Here is a 20182-nt window from a genome sequence, read left to right on the forward strand (position 1 = left end):
GAAATTTTGTCTGAACGAAGCAAAAAAGAACTAAGTCCAAGTCTAAGGTTGAGGCTGAGTAAAAGCTAAGTTCAGTTAAAAAAGGTTAGTCGAGGAAGGGTTGGTCGTTGGCCCGCTCGAAATTACCACTTCCAAAAATTAATGGTATAATACTATTAAACTTAAAAATAAGAAAGTTGAAGTGTTAAAAGCGGTGACTGGAAAGTATGAAAATAGTTAAGCCACGAGTAAAAAAAATACGAGACATTATAATATATCGTAAAAAAGTTACACATAATAATACTAATATGGTATAATAAATTAAAGGGGTGGTTATATGCTTTCTAGAATTACTTTAACTAATTTTAAATCATTTAAAAATAAGACTGAAATCGACTTATATAGAACTAGATATAAGTTTCTTGAAGATACTAATGTTGCTTCTAATGATGTATTAAAAGGTGCACTATTTTTAGGAGCAAATGCTTCGGGGAAATCTAATATCATTTTGGCAATGAAGTTATTATTGGATTTATTATTTAGAGAGAGAAATATTAATTCAGGATTATTTAAATGCCTTTTTTCTGATAATATGACTTTTTCAATTGATTATTATTTTTTAATTGCTGATGATGAAATTAAATATTCTATATCTTATGATGTCTCGAAAAATATCTTTTCTGAAAAACTATCTATAAATGAAAAGCTAACTCTGGATCGGATGGGATTGACTGCAAAATCTTATATTAATCAAACTGAAGGAGTAGTTTATGATGAAAATGATATCGATAGAGATACACTCTTTTTGAGGACTTTATATTTTAATACAAAATTTGCTGGAAATGATACTTTAAAGTCATGGTTTGAATTTCTACAGAATTCTGTATATATTAATTCATTTGATAAAAAAGTTATCTCATATGGTAAGAATGATTTGAATCTTTTAGATTATTTAGAGAGGAAAGGAACAGATGAGATTAATGATTTTTTTCTTAAACGCAATTTTAATCAAAGTATTAATTATTCTAATGAAGATGAAAATAATAAATTTAAGATTTTAACTGAAGGTAAAGAAAAGACCATTTTTTTTAAAAGAAAAGGAATAGAATGTCCAATACCATATAGTGAAGAATCACTTGGTAATAGAACTTTATTAAACTTTCTTCCTGCTATTTTACATCTCACTAGCGAAGATGGAATGCTTATTATTGATGAGTTTTCCAGTGGGTTTCATAATGAATTAGAGGAGTTACTTGTTAAGTATTTTATGAATTCTGCAAATTTGTCGCAGATAATCTTTGTATCTCATTCTACTAATTTAGCTACAACATCATTACTAAGACCTGATCAAATATATTCTGTCAATTTTGCTGATGGTGAAGGTAGTTGGGTAAAGAGATTTTCAGATGAGCAACCTAGGATGGCACAAAACATGGAAAAGATGTATCTAAGTGGAGTATTTGAGGGGCTACCGGAATATGATGAGAATTAATAAAGATAAAAGCATTGGAAGGGTTTTATTCATAGTTGAAGGTGGCAGGACTGAATTTAACCTACTGAAAAAAGTTTTTTGTGATATTTTAAATTATGATTATATTGAAAGAAGAAGAGGAGATGATGATTTTTTTGAAAGATTTCAAAATAAGGAGAGAAGTACTTCTAAAGTAGCAGTTATTAATTCTAAAGAATCACATATCTCTTATATTGGTACTAATGAAGATGAGTATTTAGATGAACTATTTGCTATACTTGTTAGTGAATATAATTTTCCTGTAGATAGAGCAGCTATATTCTATTTATTTGATAGAGACCCTTTATCAAATACTAGAGATTTAGTTGAAAAGTTAGTCAATGGACTTCAAGATCCTTATGAAAATGAAGAGTTAAGAGGGGGGTTGTTGCTTTTAAGTTATCCTGCTGTTGAGAGCTATATTATTTCAAGTTTTAAGGAAGATGCTCACTTTTTAAACTTCGAACTAGGTTCTGAAGCTAAGAACTTTAATAATGCTAATAGCTATATGCTTAATAATTTAAGTTCTAAAACAATTATAAAAGCTACAAATGAATTAATGAAGTATTTGAAAGTTGAGAAGATAGATTTTGATATTGATAATTTTTCTAAAGCAAATATTGAAATTTTTAATAAACAGGAAGAGTTTTATAGAAAAAATTCTAAGTATAAAGTTTTGAGTTTGCTATCAGTTGTTTTTATCTATTTAGGGATTATAGAGGTTGAGTAAAAGCTAGATATTTTTTAAAAAATTAATATTTCCCAAGTGCGTGATTTTAAATGCTAGGTTAGCTACGAAACAACATGAATAAGAAAAGCTAAATTCAGTAAAAAAAGGTTAGTCGAGGCAGGGCTGTTCTTTGGCCCGCTCGAAATTGCCTTTGAAGTTTGCTGATATAAAGTTGAATTTTATATCAATATCCTGTAACTTTTGATAGTACGGATAATATGATGCTCCATGCCTGATCTTATTCTATTTCAAGTTTTTTAAGTTCTTAATTGGAAGAAATTTTGTTTGAACGAAGCAAAAAAGCAGTAAAATTTAAGTTTTTGCAAGGTTTAATAATAAAGTAGTAATTCAGCAGGTAGCAGATATCTTACTGCTGAGTGAGTTTTAATTTCTTCTTGATCTTTTGGTTACTTTTATATCAAGATAAAAGTAACAGGGAAGAAAGTTTGATTTTTAAACTTTTCCCTAAACTTGGTTTTGAGCTAGAATTGTAAATTTAAAAAATTGATACTTCCAAAAATCAGTGGTATAATACTAACATAATACAAGCAAAATAAATAATATATATTAAACTACGGAATGAAACTTAGTTATCTGCAAAACACTGTAGTGATAGACTTAAATTTAGCAAATGGTTTTTATTACGGAGAGTCTAATAAGACTTGTAGGGAGAGCACTAATATTATACAAGGGGGAAAATAATGGATAATTTAAAGACAAGAAGATTAGCAGAATTAGGACTAGCACTTGCATTAGCAGTAATTCTAAACTTTTTTAAGATCTATCAGATGCCACAGGGTGGCTCCATTTCTTTGGAGATGCTCCCTATTATCTTTATTGCTCTACGTTGGGGTGCAAAAGATGGATTTTTATTGGGAGTTGCCTATGGTATCTTACAAGTTTTATTAGGAGGGTTTGTAGTTCATTGGGCACAGTTGATTTTAGATTATCCTCTTGCTTTTGGTCTGTTAGGGCTTGGAGGAATAGTTGGGAAGTTCTTTAAAAAAGATTTATTGTTAATTGTAAGTAGTGCTTTAATTGGGGGAACTCTTAGATTTTTGGCTCATTTTTTAGCTGGAGCTATCTTTTTTGCTGATTATGCTCCACAAGGACAGAATATCTGGATCTATTCTTTTGTATATAATGTAAGTTATATATTACCTGAAATAATTATCACAGTTGTTATTATGCTTCATTATCGCTTTATTATTAAAAGATATAGATCTACTGAATCAGTGAGAGTAGGTTAATTATGCTTAGATATTGAAAAGAGAGAAGAAATAAGCTAAAAGTAGGCCGTTTGGTCTACTTTTTCTTTTTTATATATTGTAAGAAGAGGTAGTTTGTGCTATAATAATAATAATTACTAATATCAGCGAGTTAGATATTGATTTTAAGGAGGGGAAAAAATGAAGATTCAAACTAAGTTGTTAGTTTACATATTGGCTGCTTTATTACTATTCTTTTCTACTAGTATCGGAATAATCATATTTACGACTAAAAATATGGCTGTAGAAGAAGCAACTAATTTGGCAATGGCTGAGTCAAGAGAGTATGCAAAGATTATTGAAAATGAAATAGAGAAGGGCTTTAACATATTAAATATATTAGCAAAAACAGATGATATAAAAAAAGGGAGAATAGATAAAAGTATAGTTGAAGATATATTAGAAGATGATCTCTTTGATAATTTCTGGGTAGATACTGAAGATGATCTATTTACAGAAAAGCGAATATCAGAACCTTATAAGGATAATCAGGGTAACTACATATCTTCTTTAATAGTTCCTTTGAAAGAAGGTAATGAAGTCGTTGGAAATGTAGGGATTGATATAAACTTTGAGCAGCTGCAAAGAATAATCGATAGCTTTGATATTTTCGAAACCGGTTTTGGAAGATTGCTTTCAAATAAAGGGATTGTTGTAGCACATCCTAATGAAGATAGAAGATGGGATATATCAGGTGATTTCAGAGGGGAGAATGAGCAGCTTTATAGAGAAGTTGTTGCAGAAGGGAAGCATTTTTATGATGATGCTTTCTCAGTTGCACTAGATGATAATGTATTTAAAAGTTTTGCTCCAGTTAATCTAGGGCCAACGGAAACACCTTGGAGCTTTGGAGTTGTTGCCCCTCATGAAGAGATGTTTGCCCAGATAACTTCTCTTACTAAAAGAATAGTTGTTATAAGTGTGATCGCTTTTATATTAATTAGTATTGTAATTTTGATGGTAACTAAGCCACTCGTTAATAAGATTAAAGAGGTAAAAGATTATGCTTTAGTTATAGCTGATGGTGATTTTAGTCTTAATATTGCAGATGATTTAGTACAAAGAGAAGATGAGTTAGGAGACTTGGCGAATGCCTTTAAAAAAATACAGAATAATTTAAGAACTGTTATAGAGAATATTTCTAATGTTACAGAGAACTTGGCCTCGTATAGTCAGCAGTTATCAGCATCAGCACAAGAAGGAAACGCTACTATAGAGACGACTAATAACTTGACAGAAAATATGGTCTCTAGTATTCAAGATATTTCGGCCAGTGCAGAAGAGGTGGCCAGTTTTTCAAATGAAGCTAATCAAGAGGTACAGGCAGGAAATAAGAATATAAATAATACGGTAAGTAGTATCAAAGAAATAAGTAATTCTATCTTTGAAGCTACTGAAATAATTAAGAATTTAGATAAAAATACAGATGAAATTGGAGAAATTATAGATTTGATTAAAAACATAGCAGACCAGACCAACCTTTTAGCCTTAAATGCTTCTATTGAAGCAGCAAGAGCGGGAGAACATGGCCGTGGATTTACGGTGGTAGCAGAGGAGATAAGGCAGTTAGCTGAGGAGACTGGTGTAGCTACGGAGAGAATTAGTGATTTGATTAATAAGACTCAGAATCAATCTAAGAAGGGCTTAAAGGCAATAAAAGAGGTTGAAGCCGAATCCAAAAAAGGAAGAGAGATTGTAGAGAAGACTGGGGATGTCTTTACAGGGATCAGTAATTCTATCGAGGAAGTTTCAGCTCAAATAGAACAGACTGCATATTCTACTAATGATCTAGTCGAATATAGTGATGAAATAAATACCGCAACAGAAGACATTAATAGTATCTCTACTGAAATAACTAAATCATCACAAGAGCTAGCAGAAATGGCTCAAGATCTCCAAGTTTTAGTAGAACAATTTAAAGTTTAATAAAGTGTAAACTGTACAATTATGTGTCAGTGTATGTAATTCGTGTCAGTAAAAAATCAAATTTCAAAACCCTATGTCTACAGGGGTTAAAGGGTTTGATTTTGACAGACTATAGACACAGACACTGACACATTATATCAATATTCTGCAACTTTTGATAGTAAGGATAATATGATGTATGTAAGGTCAGGTCTTGATGCCTGATCTTGTTGTATTTCAGGATTTTTTAAGCTCTTAATTGGAAGAAATTCTGTTTGAACGAAGCAAAAAAGGACTAAGTCCAAGTCTAAGGTTGAGGCTGAGTAAAACCACTTCTCTCTTTTATCCTTCTCAAATTTAGGATATAATAACAAAAAGGGGGTATTAGAATGGGCTTAGAAGAAGCTAAATTACAAGAATTAAAAGAAATATTTAAATCTTACTCTAACCTTAAAGCTACTTACCTTTTTGGCTCTTATGCAATTGATCAAGAAAATGACTCAAGTGATCTAGACTTTGGTATTTTATTAGATCAAGATTATAATAAACAGATCAAACTTGATATCCTAACTAAGCTAGCTGAAAAAGGTTATTGTGATATAGATTTAGTTTTATTAAATGAAGCTGATATCTTAACTAGTTATGAAGTCGTTAAACATAATCAAATAATTTATAACAGAGATGATTTTGATCCAAATAGTTACTTTTCTTTGAGTGTCAGAAGATATCTTGATTTCAAGCCATTTCTTAAAGTACAACGAGAATATCTAAAGGAGCAGATAATCAATGGTTAAGCGAGAGATAATTCAAAAAAGAGTCAGTAAGGTTAATGAGTATTTAGATTTCTTGCGTGAAATAAAGCAGGATTATAGTTTAGAAGAATTTAAAAGCAATCCAATGGTCTATGGCAGTACAGAGAGATTTCTGCACTTAACAATTGAAGCATTAATAGACATCGGAAATCATCTCATTGCTGATCAGGGCTTAGGAAGAGTTGAAGCTTATAGCGACATCCCAAAGATTCTTTACCAGAATAATTACCTAGATCAAGATTTAAAGGATATATTTATCAAGATAGTTGGCTTCAGGAATGTTTTAGTTCACGATTATATGGAAGTAGATTTAGACATTGTTCATTCTGTTGTTAATGATAATCTTGAAGACTTGGTAGATATACTCAAAGAGTTTGCATGTTTTTTATAAAAGAGGTCAGCTTTGAAATTTGAAGTTGCTAAAAAAGGTAGAGTGCTTTTTGAAAGGGAAGATGATTTTTTCTTTTAAGAAACCCTCAAATAAGATATAATGATCTTAATGGGTTTAAAAAGAAAGGGTGTAATGGATGTCAGTACTGAAACAGCTTAGAAGAAATGTTTCAACTAAAATCTATAATAGAGGGAAAAATTATTATCAAGCCGGTAGGATTAGAGACTATGATTATCAGATTATAAGTGATCAGCAATTAAAAATTAAAGCAGAGGTATCAGGCACTAAAATCTATCAGGTCAATATAGAGATTAACTTAAAAAACAAGAAGGTTTATCCAGAGGGCCAATGCAACTGTCCCTATGATTGGGGGCCAATCTGTAAGCACGAAATAGCAGTTTTATATAAATTTTTAGAAGAAGATTATCCTACTCTTGATTTTGATCGCTTAACAGAGGTTTACTATGACAAACTAGTAGGCTTGAGCCAGAAGGTCAGAACTAAAGAGACAGCATCTCTACAATTTGTAGTCAAGGGCTTACTGACCAGCTCAATGGTTAATTTTAAGTTAGTTTTACAGTCTGAAGAATTAGGAGTCGCTGAATTAGAAAGTATTATCTCTTATATTCAAGACCCTTACTATTCAACTTTAGACTCTTTTAAAGATAGACTAACAACCAAAGACTTAGCACAGATCAACTATCTAGCTCAAGTTGAAACAAAAGGCAGTCAGACTGAGGGGGCACTTCTCTTCCCTAAAGATGAGGCCAACTTTAATTTTTTATTGGGCTTGATAGAAGATAGTCAAGTCTATCTAGCAGAAAGTGATCAACTAGCTGAGGTAGGTCAATTATTATATCCCAAGCTAATCATGACTGGAGATCTAAGCAAAGTTAAGATTAAGATTAAGGACAGTAACTATCTGACTTATCAAGGTAATGGAATCAGTTGGACGGTTCAAGAGGCTAAAGTACATCCTGTAGAGATGGAAACTATCAATGATGTACCTGCTCAGATACCGATCCCTGAAGAGAAGCAAGGGCAGTTTATCTTTGAGATTTTACCTTCATTGCAGCAGAATTTAAATTTAGAGGTTGCTCAAAATCTAGAGGGTTACGAATTGATTGAGAAAGAGCCACAGATAAGCTTGAAGCTTGATTATCAAGAGCAGACTATCATCTGCTACTCAGAGGTCAAGATTGATCAAGAGGTTTATCAAAATACCGACATTATAGGGTTTGATTATGATGCTAAGCATTATCAGCAAGATCAGCAAGATCCTAAAGTCTGGTCAGCGTGGAATACAACAAAGATTAAGCAGTTTTTGAACTTTCTAGAGGAGTATGAGTTTCATCTCCAACCTGATTGCTTCAGTATTAAAGATCAGACTAACCAACAAAGATTTATTAGTGAGGGAGTAGTTGATTTAGCTAAAGAGTGGGAGGTAGAGACCACTCCTACCTTTGAAGAGTTAGAGGTGATCCCTTATCAGCTTGAACCAGTAATTGAATTTGTTGAAGAAGATGATGATAATATTAATTGGTTTGAGTTTAATATTACATACAATATCGGTGGAGAAAGCTATACTAAAGCAGAGTTAGAGGAGCTGTTAAAGTATAATCAACAGGGCGAGGGTTATCTGCAATTAGATAATAAGTATTATCTGATCGAAGAAGATAACCAACAGCAGGTCGAGCAGATGATTGCTCAAGCTGACAAACAGGAAGATGGTAGCTATCGGAGCAACTACTATCAACTCTTATACTATCGTAATCTAGTTCAAGAAGCAGGGATTAGCTTTACAGGTAATCAGGTTTATGATCAGTTGAATCGGGATATTACCCAGGATAACTTAGTTCAGGAGGTGGAGATTCCGACAGAGGTTGAAGATACCTTACGGGATTATCAAAAGCAGGGCTATTATTGGTTGAAATTCTTAGCCAAATATCATTTCGGTGGGATTTTAGCAGATGATATGGGTTTAGGTAAGAGCTTACAGACTCTGACCCTGCTTAAGAGTATGGAAGATAACCAACCTGCTTTAATTATCTGTCCACGAACTTTAATCTATAATTGGGGAGTTGAGGTCGATAAGTTCTTTTCAGATCTTGATTACTTGGTCTATTATGGTACTCCCCAAGAGCGGGCAGAGATGCGAAAAGATTTTAGTAAGTATCAGTTAATAATTACCTCTTATTCGATCATCAGCCGTGATTATTTAGAGTTAGAGGACTTTAAATTCTCCCAGCTTATCTTAGATGAGGCCCACTATATCAAAAATAGAACTACCAAACGGGCCAAAGGTGTCAAAGAGATTAAAGCAGAGTATAGGTTGGCTTTGACAGGGACTCCTTTAGAGAATTCCTTAGAAGAGCTATGGTCTATCTTTGATTTTATCATGCCAGGGTATTTAGATAACTATAGTCAATTTAGAAAGAATTATCTCAATCCAATTACTAAGGATCAAGATGAGGCAAAGCTTGTAGAATTAAAGAATAGGATTGCTCCTTTTATCCTCAGGAGAAGGAAAGAAGAGGTCTTAGCTGACTTGCCAGATAAGTTGATCAATATCCATCCAGTCGAGATGACTAAGGTGCAAGAGGATAGCTATCGGATGATCTTAGAGCAGGTCAAGACCGATTTAACAGCCCAGATTGAAGAGCGGGGATTTAATAGATCACGGATTAATATCTTAGCTGCTTTGACCAAGCTACGCCAGATCTGTAATCATCCTCGCTTGATCCTAGAAGAGAGTGAGCAGCAATTAAGCTCTGCTAAGTTAGATGCATTATTAGAAATAGTCCAAACTGCCATTGCTGGAGGGCATAAGATAGTTGTCTTCAGCCAATTTGTGAAGATGCTGAAGATAATCAGACAGGAGTTTGAAAGACAAGAAATACCTTTCACCTATTTGGATGGTAGTACTAGAAATAGAATGGAACGGGTTGAGAAATTTAATAATGATGATCAATTAAAGGTCTTTTTAATCAGCTTAAAGGCAGGAGGAACTGGTTTGAATTTAACCTCTGCTAATATCGTAATTCATGTTGATCCCTGGTGGAATCCGATGGTCGAACGGCAGGCTACAGATCGAACCCATAGGATTGGTCAAACTGAGCAGGTAACTGTCTATAAATTAATCACAACTGGAACGGTTGAGGAGAAGATGTTAAAGCTCCAACAAAGAAAGCAGGATATCTTTGAGAGTGTAATTGAGAAGAATAGTAGTCCAGTGCAGAGTATTAGTTGGGAGGATATTCAAGAGCTGTTGGAGTATAATTGAGTTGACAGTGTACAGTGATATTTAGTGGCAAAGTGCCACTTTATATCACCATTCTATAACAAGGGGGTATTGGATGGAATGGGTTTGGAAGAAGCTAAATTACAAGAATTAAGAGAAATATCTAAATCTTACCTCACCTTGAGATTGCTAAAAAAGTAGATTGTTTTTTACAGTTTCAATTATACGCCTCGCAAGTCTTTGCTGATACTAAGCATTTAAGAGAGAGGAGCTGACAGATGAAGATTAAAAAATTAATTACTCAATATCGAGATTATATAGTCGATTTAAGGCGTGATTTTCATATGTATCCTGAGACCAGTTGGAATGAAAAGAAGACCAGTCAACGGATTCAAGAAGAGTTGGACCAATTAGGAATTCCGTACCAAGTGGTTGCAGAGACAGGAGTAGTAGCAACGATTAAAGGACAAAATAATGAGCGAGTAGTAGCCTTAAGGGCAGATATAGATGCCTTAGAGATTGATGAAGCCACTGATATTTCTTATAAATCGAAGTATGAGGGCGTAATGCATGCCTGTGGTCATGATGGTCATACTGCTATGTTATTGGGAGCTGCTCGGGCATTAAATGAAGTCAAAGAGGATTTAACTGGAACCGTAAAATTATTCTTCCAACCGGCGGAAGAAGTGGTTCAAGGGGCTGAGAAGCTACTCGAAACAGGAGCTATGGATGATGTCGATAATGTCTTTGGGATTCATCTCTGGGCCGATCTTGATTGTGGCTCGATCTCTGTTGAAGCAGGGCCAAGGATGGCTTCAGCCGATCTATTTGAGATTACAGTTACGGGTAAAGGAGGACATGGTTCTCTACCTCATCAGGGTGTAGATGCCACAGTAGTAGCTTCTGCTATAGTAATGGATCTACAATCGATTGTCAGTCGTGAGATAACCCCTCTAGAGTCAGCAGTAGTTAGTGTAGGTAAACTGACCTCAGGGACAAGGTTCAATGTACTCTCTAATAAAGCAGTACTTGAGGGTACTACGAGAGCCTTTAATAAAGAGATTAGAAAGGAATTTCCTGAGATAATTGAACGGATTGCTCAATCGACTGCAGCAAGCTATCGAGCTCAAGCTGAAGTTGACTATACCTATGGTACTCCACCTGTCATCAATGATCCAGCAGCAGCTGAGTTAGCAGGTGAAGTTGTAATAGAGATCTTGGATCAAGATGCTTTGGTCGAGATGGAGAAGGTAACTGGTGGGGAAGACTTTGCTAAGTATTTGGCCCATGCCCCTGGTGTTTTAGCTTTTGTAGGTGCTAAACCAGAAGATGCTTACCCTCATCATCATCAACGGTTTAATATTAATGAAGAGGCATTGGAGATTGGTGCTACACTCTATGCCCAGTATGCACTAAATTTTTTGCAATCTAATTAATCAATTGTCAATTTTGTATATTGTAAATTGAAGTTACGCTTTATATCAATATAGTTGACTTTTAATTATTCAATATTCAGTATTAAATATTAAATGCTTTTAACGAGGGGGGGAGAAAAAATGAAAAAAATAGACTTACACCTACATACGACAGCATCAGATGGCACCTTAACGCCTAAAGAATTGGTTGCAGCAGCTAAAGAAAAGAGTTTAGCTGCAATTGCGATCACTGATCATGATAGTATCAGTGGAATTGAGGAAGCTTTACAAACAGGAGCGAAGCTAGGAGTAGAAGTAATCCCAGGGATAGAGTTGACGACCTATTATAAGGATGAACGGGTTGATATCTTAGGTTATTATATTGATCGAGAAAATGAAGCTTTATTAGAGATTTTAGAGAAGCTCCAGACTGCCCGCAAAAGTCGGGCCAAGGAGATGATTAGCAAACTTGCTAATTTAGGGATCGAAGTTGATTATCAGAAGTTACAACAGTTAGCTGGGGAAGAAGGGATCGGTCGACCACACTTGGCCCAGCTGTTGGTTGATCAGGGGCATGTAGCCACCAAACAAGAGGCTTTTGATCAATATCTAGCAGATGGCGGGCCAGCTTATGTAGATAAGTATCAGCTTCAGCCAGAGGAAGCAATTGAGTTGATCACTACAGCAGGTGGGGTGGCGGTGTTGGCCCATCCAGGGGTTATCTCTGAGGTGGAGATTGTTGAAGAGTTAGTGCAGTTATCTAATTTATCAGGAATAGAAGCTTATTATCCTCAGCATAGTCCAGAACAGCTCAGTTATTATCTGCGCTTAGCAACTAAAGAGGATTTAATTATTACTGGTGGTTCTGATTGTCACGGGCCAACAGCTGACGGGAAGTGGTTACTAGGCACGTTGGATATATCGGTTGAATTATTGTCTCCTTTAAAGAGATAGTTAAGCTATAAACTGAAGCTGTATTACAATATTGTGGCACTTTTAGTGCCACAATATTGAGTTGACAGTGTACAGTGAACAGTTTACAGTTAAGATCAAAATCTTAAAAAAATTAAGACCTCTGAAATGTCTTATGTTCGCAGGTTTAGAGTGATTTTGATTTAAGTTTTTAATGGTTTTAACTGTCAACCGTCCCTACAGGTCTTTGTCAAGACCTTTCGTGAAAACCATAGAAACCATATCAACTGTAAACTGTACACTGATATATAGTGGCAAAGTGCCACTATATATCAATTAAATAAAGTTACGCTTTAAATCAATTTCTTCTCACAAAACCATCACAATTATAATTTAAACTATTATTGAATAATGAGTAGTTATAGTAGGATTGAATCTAACTGAGATGATTAATTAATTGTAGGGGGAATTGCTAAATGATTAAATTTAACAACAAGCTTCTTCTAGTCGTACTAGTTATTGTCGTTGGATTGGTGGTAGTAGGTTGTAAAGATGGTGAAGATGTTGATCTCAGTGAAGAGGATCTGCAAGAACAGATTGTGGAAGAGGAATCAATCGAGGATCAAGATTTGGCAGACGAGACTGAAGTAATAGAGCAAGAGGAAGAAGTAGATGATGATTCAGATTTTGAACCAACAGGTGAGTTGGGGCTGATCGGTTATCTAGATTTGGCCCGGATTTATGAAGCATATCCGCAGATAGAAGAAATAGAGTTGGAAATGCAAGCAGAAATAGAGGCATTAGAAGAAGAGTTTTACCAACAGGTGTCAGAGTTAGGTGAAGATGAGCAAGAAAAAGCTCAACAGTTACAACAAGAGGTACAACAAGAAATTTTTGCTTTGCAACAAGAGCAAGAAGAGAAGTTAGAAGCAACTATCGACCCTATCTTAACTGAAGTTAGAGAAGAGTTAGGATTAGAAATAATCATTACTGAAGAAGGGGTCGTTGCAGGAACCCAGGATATTACTGAAAATATAATAGATCGTTTGAAAACATACTAAGCTCAACCTCCTAGAAAGCACTCTTCTATCGTAAGATAGAGGGGTGTTTTTTTGTTTGTGATTAGAAATTATAGCTTAATTACAATATTGTGGCACTTTGTGACACATAATTGAATTGACAGTTTACGGTTTACAGTTTACAGTTAAGATCAAAATATTAAGATCTTAAAACCCATGAAAAGACTTAAAATTATAGGTTTAGAGTGGTTTTGATTTTAAGGTCTTTAACTGTCAACCGTCAACTGTAAACTGTACACTGATATAAAGTGGCAAAGTGCCACTTTATATCAATAATTTGTAATATGAATAATAGTCTGTTATAATCAAACCCTAAAGTATTTAAAACATATAGTTTTAGTAGGGATTGTTTGCTATAAACATAATAAAACAAGGTTAAGAATAATAATTAAGGGTGAGCTGGGTTGAATTAAGTTGGAATGCAGATTTTAATAGCAATTTTGAGTACTCTTAGCTAAAAGGAAATATTAGAAGAGTGAACATCTAGTCTCAGGATACTTTGCAGATATTGAGGGTTTTAGTGTGTTGATTGTGTGAATTTGAATTCTAATTGTCAATTGTACATTGTAAATTGTACACTAAGACGGGGGTGTAGAGAAATTTAGTTGTCTGCGAAGTATTGTAATGACAGGCTTTAATTTAGCAAATGGTTTTTATTACGGAAAGTCTAAGAAGACTTGTAGGGAGAGCGTTAATTTTTTGTAAGGAGGGAGTTAATCTGTTTGGTTATAACAGTAAATTTTTAAATTTTAGTTTTAAATTAATTTTTATTTTGTTGTTAGTTTTAATTATATCTTTTGTCAGCCAGCCTACTATAGCTAATGCGACAGACTATCAAGAAGAACTGGTCTCTATAGTAACTTTTAATACCAATATAGCTATAGTTCTAACATTAATAATGTTAGTTTTAATTTTATTTATTTGGGAACCACTGCCAATCGGTATGATAGCTTTATCAGTTCCGGTACTTCTTGTGGTCTTAAGCCCGTGGACTAAGATTTCTACTGAGCAAGCTTTATCAGGATTTAGTAATAATGCTACAATTGCTGTGATGGCTATGTTTGTCTTGAGTAAAGGAATTCAAAATAGTGGTATTGTACAACTTCTTGGTAGTAAAATAGAACAGCTTACTCAAGGTAATGAAAGAGCACAAGTGGGAGTAATCTCTATTTTGACCGGGGTTGTTGCCAGTGCTATTAACAATACTCCTGTAGTAGCTGCTTTTATTCCTATGGTAACCAATCTTGCTCGTAGAACTAAGGTATCACCATCAAAGCTGTTAATCCCTTTGTCTTATGCATCTATGTTTGGAGGTACTATGACTCTTTTGGGGACGTCTACTAATATTTTGGCCAGTGATATATGTGCTCGGTTGATTGGTCATCCCTTTAGTATGTTTGAATTTACTAAATTAGGAATAGTAGTATTTGCAGTAGGATTATTTTATTTAATTACAATAGGTTATCATTTGATTCCAGCTCGAATTATCTATGAGAATGATTTAGTTAAAGAATATGAGATGAAAGATTTTTTGACTAAAGTTGAAATTAAAGATAATTCTTCATTGCTTGGTCAAAATATAGGAGAACTTGTAAAGCATATAAAGAAGGATTTAGATATTTTACGCCTAATCCGCGGGGGAGAAGAGTTTATGAAGCCATTAGATATTAAGACAATTCGTAATGGCGACCGCTTGATTATTAAAGCTGATAAGGAGACTTTACTGGATTTTATCAAGGAAAAAGGTATAGAGATCTTATCAGACTCTCAAATTACTCAACAAGAATTGGAATCTCTAGATAAAGGACAAGAAGTTATAGAAGTAGTTGTGCCCGATCATTCTTTTTTAGCAGAGCAAAATGTTAAAGAGGTTAATTTTCTTGAACGTTATGATGCCAGCTTAATTGGAATTAGGCATGGAGAAGGGCTAGAACATAGAAATTTAAAGGAGTTTACTTTTTCACCTGGTGATGTATTACTTTTGTTGGTTACTGAAAAAACATTGGAGCGATTAAAAGATAATAACAACTTCATTGTTGGAGAAGTAGAATTGAAAAATTTTGATTATCAGCCTACTAAAATCGTTACTTCTTTAGGGATTGTAGGATCTGTAATTGGGTTGGCTGCATTGAATATAATGCCGATTTCAATTGCTGCTCTAGGTGGAATAATAGCTATGGTATTAACTAATACTGTAAAGTCTAATGAAGTTTATGACATAATAGATTGGGAAGTCATCTTTTTATTAGCAGGATTGATTCCTTTAGGGGTAGCTATTGAAGAGACTGGGACAGCTCAGTATATGGCTTCCCAATTGATAAAACTTACAGGTTCCTTTCCTTTGATTATAATCCTAGGGGTCTTTTATTTATTTACTGCAATATTGACTAGCGTTATTAGTAATAATGCCAGTGTAGTCTTAATGATTCCCGTAGCAGTAGGAGCAGCTAATCAGTTAGGAGCAAATCCATTTGCATTCATTTTAGCAGTAACATTTGCTGCTAGTGCTTCTTTTTTAACCCCTGTAGGCTATCAGACAAATTTAATGGTTTATGGCCCTGGAGGGTATAAATTTCGTGATTTTATACTAGTAGGAGCCCCATTACAGCTACTATTATCTATTGTAGTTCCTATCTTTATTTTCTTGTTTTGGGGTATTTAATTTAGCTGTGCATTGATATTTAGCGGCAAAGTGCTGCTAAATATCAATGCTATCATAATTTTATTTAAAGTTTAGCTTAAGATTCATGGTTATTTTTTTAATTTTCATAATATTTTTACATATTAAATAGACTTGCATTTTATAAGGAAATATACTATACTAATAATAGTAATTATTACTGATTAAGAAATGATGGATAGAAAAGGCAGGAATTTAAAACTATTTTTTGAAATTGAGATTGAATTTTCTAGTAAAATGTAGTATATTATCAGTATTGATTATTAATTTTGAATACTCTCAGCTAAAAGAAACTATTGTAAGACAAAATATTTAGTCGTAGGATGCTTTGCAACTATTGATGGTCTAAGGGTTTGTGGTTTTATGATTTTGAATTTTAATTGTCAATTATCAATTGTCAATTGTCAATTAGACGGGGGTGCAGGGAAACTTAGTTATCTGCAAAGCACTGTAGTGATAGACTTAAATTTAGCTGAGAGAGTATAATTTTGTAAAAGGGGAGGGTATTGTGATTGAAATTAGAGAAGTCTATAAGTGTCAAGACTGTACCCTTGTAGCAGCATTTAATCTTCTTAAAGAGGATGTAGTGGCAGTTAGAGGGTTTTGTAATTTGCATGGATTATGGGTTTGAAATCAATAAAAAGAGGAATTATAACTAATGAGGAGGAATAAAAATGAGTGAATTAAAAGGTACTAAGACTGAAAAGAATTTATGGGAGGCATTTGCAGGTGAATCACAGGCAAGAAATATGTATACTTACTTTGCTTCTGTAGCTAAGAAGGAAGGATATAACCAGATTGCTGAGTTGTTTTCAAAGACTGCTCATAATGAGATGGCTCACGCTAAGCTCCATCTTAAGCAGTTAGCAGGTATTGGTGATACAGCTGAAAACTTAAAAGCTGCTGCTGAGGGTGAAAATGATGAGTGGACTGATATGTATCCTCGAATGGCTGAGGAAGCAAGAGAAGAAGGTTTTGATAAGATTGCTAAGATGTTTGAAGGTATTGCTAAAATTGAAAAAGAGCATGAAAAGCGTTATAAGAAGCTATTGGAGAGTGTTGAAGAAGGTACTGTATTTGAAAAAGGTGAAGAAGTAAAGTGGGAGTGTAGAAACTGTGGTCATATTGCAGAAACTGAACAGGCACCTGAAGTATGCCCAGTCTGTGTCCATCCAAAATCCTTTTTTGAGCTAGAAGCTGAAAATTATTAAACTTACTCTAAGCGGGCCAATAATTGGTCCGCTTTATTCTTAAGTTAAAAAAAGAGTCTTCTCAGCTAAAAGAAAAGATTAGAAAGCCAAAGAAGTAGTCAGTTTTTAGCCCCTAGATATTGACTTTTTAGTATTTTGATTGTGTGGTTTTGAATTTAATTGTCAACTGTACATTGTCAATTGTACACTAAGACGGGGGTGCAGAGAAATTTAGTTATCCGCGAAGCATTGTAATAATAGGCTTTAATTTCGCTAAGAGCACTAAAAAAGTCAAAGGAGGAGAATGATGAGTTTAAAAAGAATAACCATATTAACCGTTTTTCTATTATTATTTTCTCTGACAAGCCAAGTTGGTTATGCCGCTGAATTAAGGGTCTCGGGAGCAAGTACAATTCAACCAATTTTAGAAGAAGTTGCTCAACTTTATCAAAAAGAGCATGGGTTTGAGATTATAGTCCAAGGGGGAGGAAGTAGTTTAGGAGTAGATAATACAACTTCAGGCGAATCTGATATCGGAGCAGTCTCTCGTTCATTGACTGAAGAAGAAAAAGAAGAGGTAGAGTACATAACAATCGGTTTGGATGCCTTGGCTGTAATTATCAATAGTCAGAATGGGATTGAAGAAATTAATAAGCAGCAACTGATTGATATCTATACAGAAAGAATAACAGACTGGGCAGAGTTTGGATTAGAGAGTAGGGATATAGTCTTAATCTCTAAAATGACTGGAAGAAGTACTTTAGATCTCTTTGAAGGCTATACAGATTTAGAGAGTCCTAGTAGGAAAGGAGCATCTGCTAGCCAAAGAATCTCGGAGCAAGCCCATGAAATAGGCTCTAATTTAGAGATGATTACAGTTGTTGGCGGTATCCCTAACTCAATTGGTTATGTCTCTTTAGGAACTGCATCAGTCTTACAACAACAAGGAGCACCAATTAAGATATTGCCTTTAGATGGAGTTGATTATACTGAGAGGAATATAGTTAGAGGTGATTATCCAATAATTAGAGAGTTGAATCTTGTTTATCAGACAAAGACGGATGAGATAGCCGACTTTATAGAGTTTCTTATGTCAGATATAGGAAGAGAGATAATTGAAGATGAAGGATTTATCTTTGCTGAGGAGGAATGAAAATGAAATTAAGAAGTAAGATAGGTCTACCTGTAATTATAATTACCTTGCTTGCAATTTTGGTCTTTGGGGTCAATTATTATTATCTCAATCATCATTTTGAAGATATAGAAGAAAGAAAGGAAGAAGTAGCCAGCTTAGAAGCTGACTTAAAGATCAAGATCAAAGAGATTATAATCTCTTTACAGAATGGAATTATGACTGATGATCAAAGCTACTCAATACAAACAGCACAAACTTCATTACAGGTCTATGATCTATTAGAGAGATTAGAAGGTGATTATCCTAAGTTAACTGAGACAATTAGGGATGATTATACAGAGTTTTATGCTGAATTGTCCTCAATTTATGCCCTCTTTTTGGAGAATAGAGAGGATGGGGAGCAGTACTTAGAGCAGATAGATCAGATTTCCAATCAAGCCTACTATCAGATAGAAGATAACTTAAATCTAATCACTTCTGATTTAGAACAAGAGTATAATACTGCTATCGAAAGAATTAATTACTTTATGGTATTAGCTGTAATTGTATTTATTATTCTTTCTTTATTATTGCTATTTTTGATAATTCCTAAATTTATCATCAGACAGATAAGAGAATCTGTAGAATTTGCTACAGAGATTGCAGATGGAAATCTGGATATAGAGCCTTTAGATAAGAAGTCAGAAGATGAGATTGGGAACTTAAATGTAGCACTTAATAGCATGAAGGAGAAGTTACAAGCAGAGATTAAATTTATTAAGACCAATATTTTAGATACAGTAGAAGATTTATCAGCTTATAGTCAGCAGCTATCTGCTTCTGCCCAAGAAGGTAATGCAACTATTGAGACTACAAATTCTTTGATTGAGAATATATCAGCTAGTATTGAGCAGATATCAGCCAGTACAGAAGAGGTAGCCAGTTTTTCTCAAGAGGCCAATCAACAGGTAGAGGTTGGTAGTCAAAATATTGAGCAAACCTTGAGTAGTATTGAAGAGATCAATCAATCTGTCCAGCAGACAGTAGAAGTAATTAATGATTTAAATGATAATACTGAAGAAATTGGTCAAATAGTTGAGTTAATTACTAAGATAGCCGATCAAACCAGCCTTTTAGCCTTAAATGCATCTATTGAAGCAGCAAGGGCTTCTGGCGAGAACTCCAGTGGTGGTCAAGGATTTGCAGTAGTAGCAGAAGAGATTAGACAGTTAGCAGAAGAGACTGCCAGTGCAACAGATAATATTACTCAATTAATTACAGAGACTCAAAGAAGATCACAGCTTGGACTAGAAGCTATTCAAGATGTAAAGACTAAGTCTGAGCAAGGAAGGGATGTTGCTAAAAAGACAGGAAAGGCCTTTGCAGAGATCTTAGAATATGTCGAAGAGACATCAGCTCAGACGGAACAGACAGCTAATGCTAGCACTGAGTTGGCCCAAAATAGTAATCAAGTTGTAATAGCTTCAGAAGATATAACAAGTATGTCTGATGAAATAACCAGATCAGCCCAAGAGTTAACTGAAATAGCCCAGAAGTTACAGTCTATAGTAGAAGACTTTAATGTTTGATTAGTGATTGGTAATTAGTAACTAGTAATTAGTAATTAGTCACAAGTCACAAGTCACAAGTTACCAGCAACTACAAGCAGGAGTTGGCCCTTTCGATCAAGAAGACTAAGAAAACGGGTCTGATGACAATTCTGAGATTTTTTTCACAAAACCTAATTTTTATGTTATAATATATACCTGGAACAATTATTAGGAATAAATAGAATATAATTCAAATTAATTGAAAAGGGGAGAATTATATGATGAAACTTACAGTAGAGCGGTGCAGAAGTTGACGATTAAGGAGTAGAAATTATCAACCGCTCACGAACAGTCTTGAAGTTTAGACTGTGAGGGGAATGTAATCACTAGATGAGCAGTAATTTTA

General features: G+C 34.2%; 15 protein-coding genes. All 15 read left to right on the forward strand.

What is annotated here, in order from left to right; genetic code table 11:
* The first annotated feature begins 316 nt into the window (after positions 1-316).
* Complete coding sequence (locus MWH25_RS09650) at positions 317-1471, forward strand: AAA family ATPase (RefSeq protein WP_248627445.1); 1155 nt, start codon at positions 317-319, stop codon at positions 1469-1471.
* On the forward strand, positions 1458-2219 hold the full coding sequence (locus MWH25_RS09655; RefSeq protein ID WP_248627446.1) for a hypothetical protein: 762 nt from the start codon (positions 1458-1460) through the stop codon (positions 2217-2219). The genes MWH25_RS09650 and MWH25_RS09655 overlap by 14 nt, the downstream gene beginning before the upstream one ends.
* Before the next feature lie 701 nt (positions 2220-2920).
* Positions 2921-3469, forward strand: a complete 549-nt coding sequence (gene thiT, locus MWH25_RS09660) for an energy-coupled thiamine transporter ThiT (RefSeq protein ID WP_248627447.1) — start codon at positions 2921-2923, stop codon at positions 3467-3469.
* 159 nt (positions 3470-3628) lie between these two features.
* Positions 3629-5413 carry a methyl-accepting chemotaxis protein gene (locus tag MWH25_RS09665; protein WP_248627448.1) on the forward strand — a complete coding sequence of 595 codons (1785 nt, stop codon included), beginning with the start codon at positions 3629-3631 and terminating at the stop codon, positions 5411-5413.
* A gap of 368 nt (positions 5414-5781) precedes the next feature.
* Positions 5782-6186 (forward strand): type VII toxin-antitoxin system MntA family adenylyltransferase antitoxin, encoded by a 405-nt coding sequence (mntA, locus tag MWH25_RS09670; protein WP_248627449.1) that lies wholly within the window; start codon positions 5782-5784, stop codon positions 6184-6186.
* Positions 6179-6595, forward strand: a complete 417-nt coding sequence (gene hepT / locus MWH25_RS09675; RefSeq protein WP_248627450.1) for a type VII toxin-antitoxin system HepT family RNase toxin — start codon at positions 6179-6181, stop codon at positions 6593-6595. Before mntA ends, hepT begins: the two co-directional genes overlap by 8 nt.
* A gap of 136 nt (positions 6596-6731) precedes the next feature.
* Positions 6732-9878 carry an SNF2-related protein gene (locus tag MWH25_RS09680; RefSeq protein ID WP_248627451.1) on the forward strand — a complete coding sequence of 1049 codons (3147 nt, stop codon included), beginning with the start codon at positions 6732-6734 and terminating at the stop codon, positions 9876-9878.
* Between the two features lie 236 nt (positions 9879-10114).
* Complete coding sequence (locus MWH25_RS09685) at positions 10115-11272, forward strand: M20 family metallopeptidase (RefSeq protein ID WP_248627452.1); 1158 nt, start codon at positions 10115-10117, stop codon at positions 11270-11272.
* 120 nt (positions 11273-11392) lie between these two features.
* Positions 11393-12205 (forward strand): PHP domain-containing protein, encoded by an 813-nt coding sequence (locus MWH25_RS09690; protein ID WP_248627453.1) that lies wholly within the window; start codon positions 11393-11395, stop codon positions 12203-12205.
* Positions 12206-12639: 434 nt separating this feature from the next.
* Positions 12640-13224: an OmpH/Skp family outer membrane protein gene (locus MWH25_RS09695; protein ID WP_248627454.1), complete on the forward strand. Its 585-nt coding sequence runs from the start codon at positions 12640-12642 to the stop codon at positions 13222-13224.
* A gap of 793 nt (positions 13225-14017) precedes the next feature.
* Positions 14018-15904, forward strand: coding sequence for an SLC13 family permease (locus MWH25_RS09700; RefSeq protein WP_248627455.1), 1887 nt, complete (start codon positions 14018-14020; stop codon positions 15902-15904).
* A 526-nt stretch (positions 15905-16430) separates the two neighbouring features.
* Positions 16431-16553 (forward strand): hypothetical protein, encoded by a 123-nt coding sequence (locus MWH25_RS12950; protein WP_282706941.1) that lies wholly within the window; start codon positions 16431-16433, stop codon positions 16551-16553.
* Between the two features lie 43 nt (positions 16554-16596).
* Positions 16597-17133 (forward strand): rubrerythrin, encoded by a 537-nt coding sequence (rbr, locus tag MWH25_RS09705; RefSeq protein ID WP_248627456.1) that lies wholly within the window; start codon positions 16597-16599, stop codon positions 17131-17133.
* Between the two features lie 286 nt (positions 17134-17419).
* Positions 17420-18265: a phosphate ABC transporter substrate-binding protein gene (locus MWH25_RS09710; protein WP_248627457.1), complete on the forward strand. Its 846-nt coding sequence runs from the start codon at positions 17420-17422 to the stop codon at positions 18263-18265.
* Between the two features lie 2 nt (positions 18266-18267).
* Positions 18268-19815 carry a methyl-accepting chemotaxis protein gene (locus tag MWH25_RS09715; RefSeq protein ID WP_248627458.1) on the forward strand — a complete coding sequence of 516 codons (1548 nt, stop codon included), beginning with the start codon at positions 18268-18270 and terminating at the stop codon, positions 19813-19815.
* The last annotated feature ends 367 nt before the right edge of the window (positions 19816-20182 follow it).

The organism is Natroniella acetigena (assembly GCF_023227745.1).
In the GTDB taxonomy this organism is placed as follows: domain Bacteria; phylum Bacillota; class Halanaerobiia; order Halobacteroidales; family Halobacteroidaceae; genus Natroniella; species Natroniella acetigena.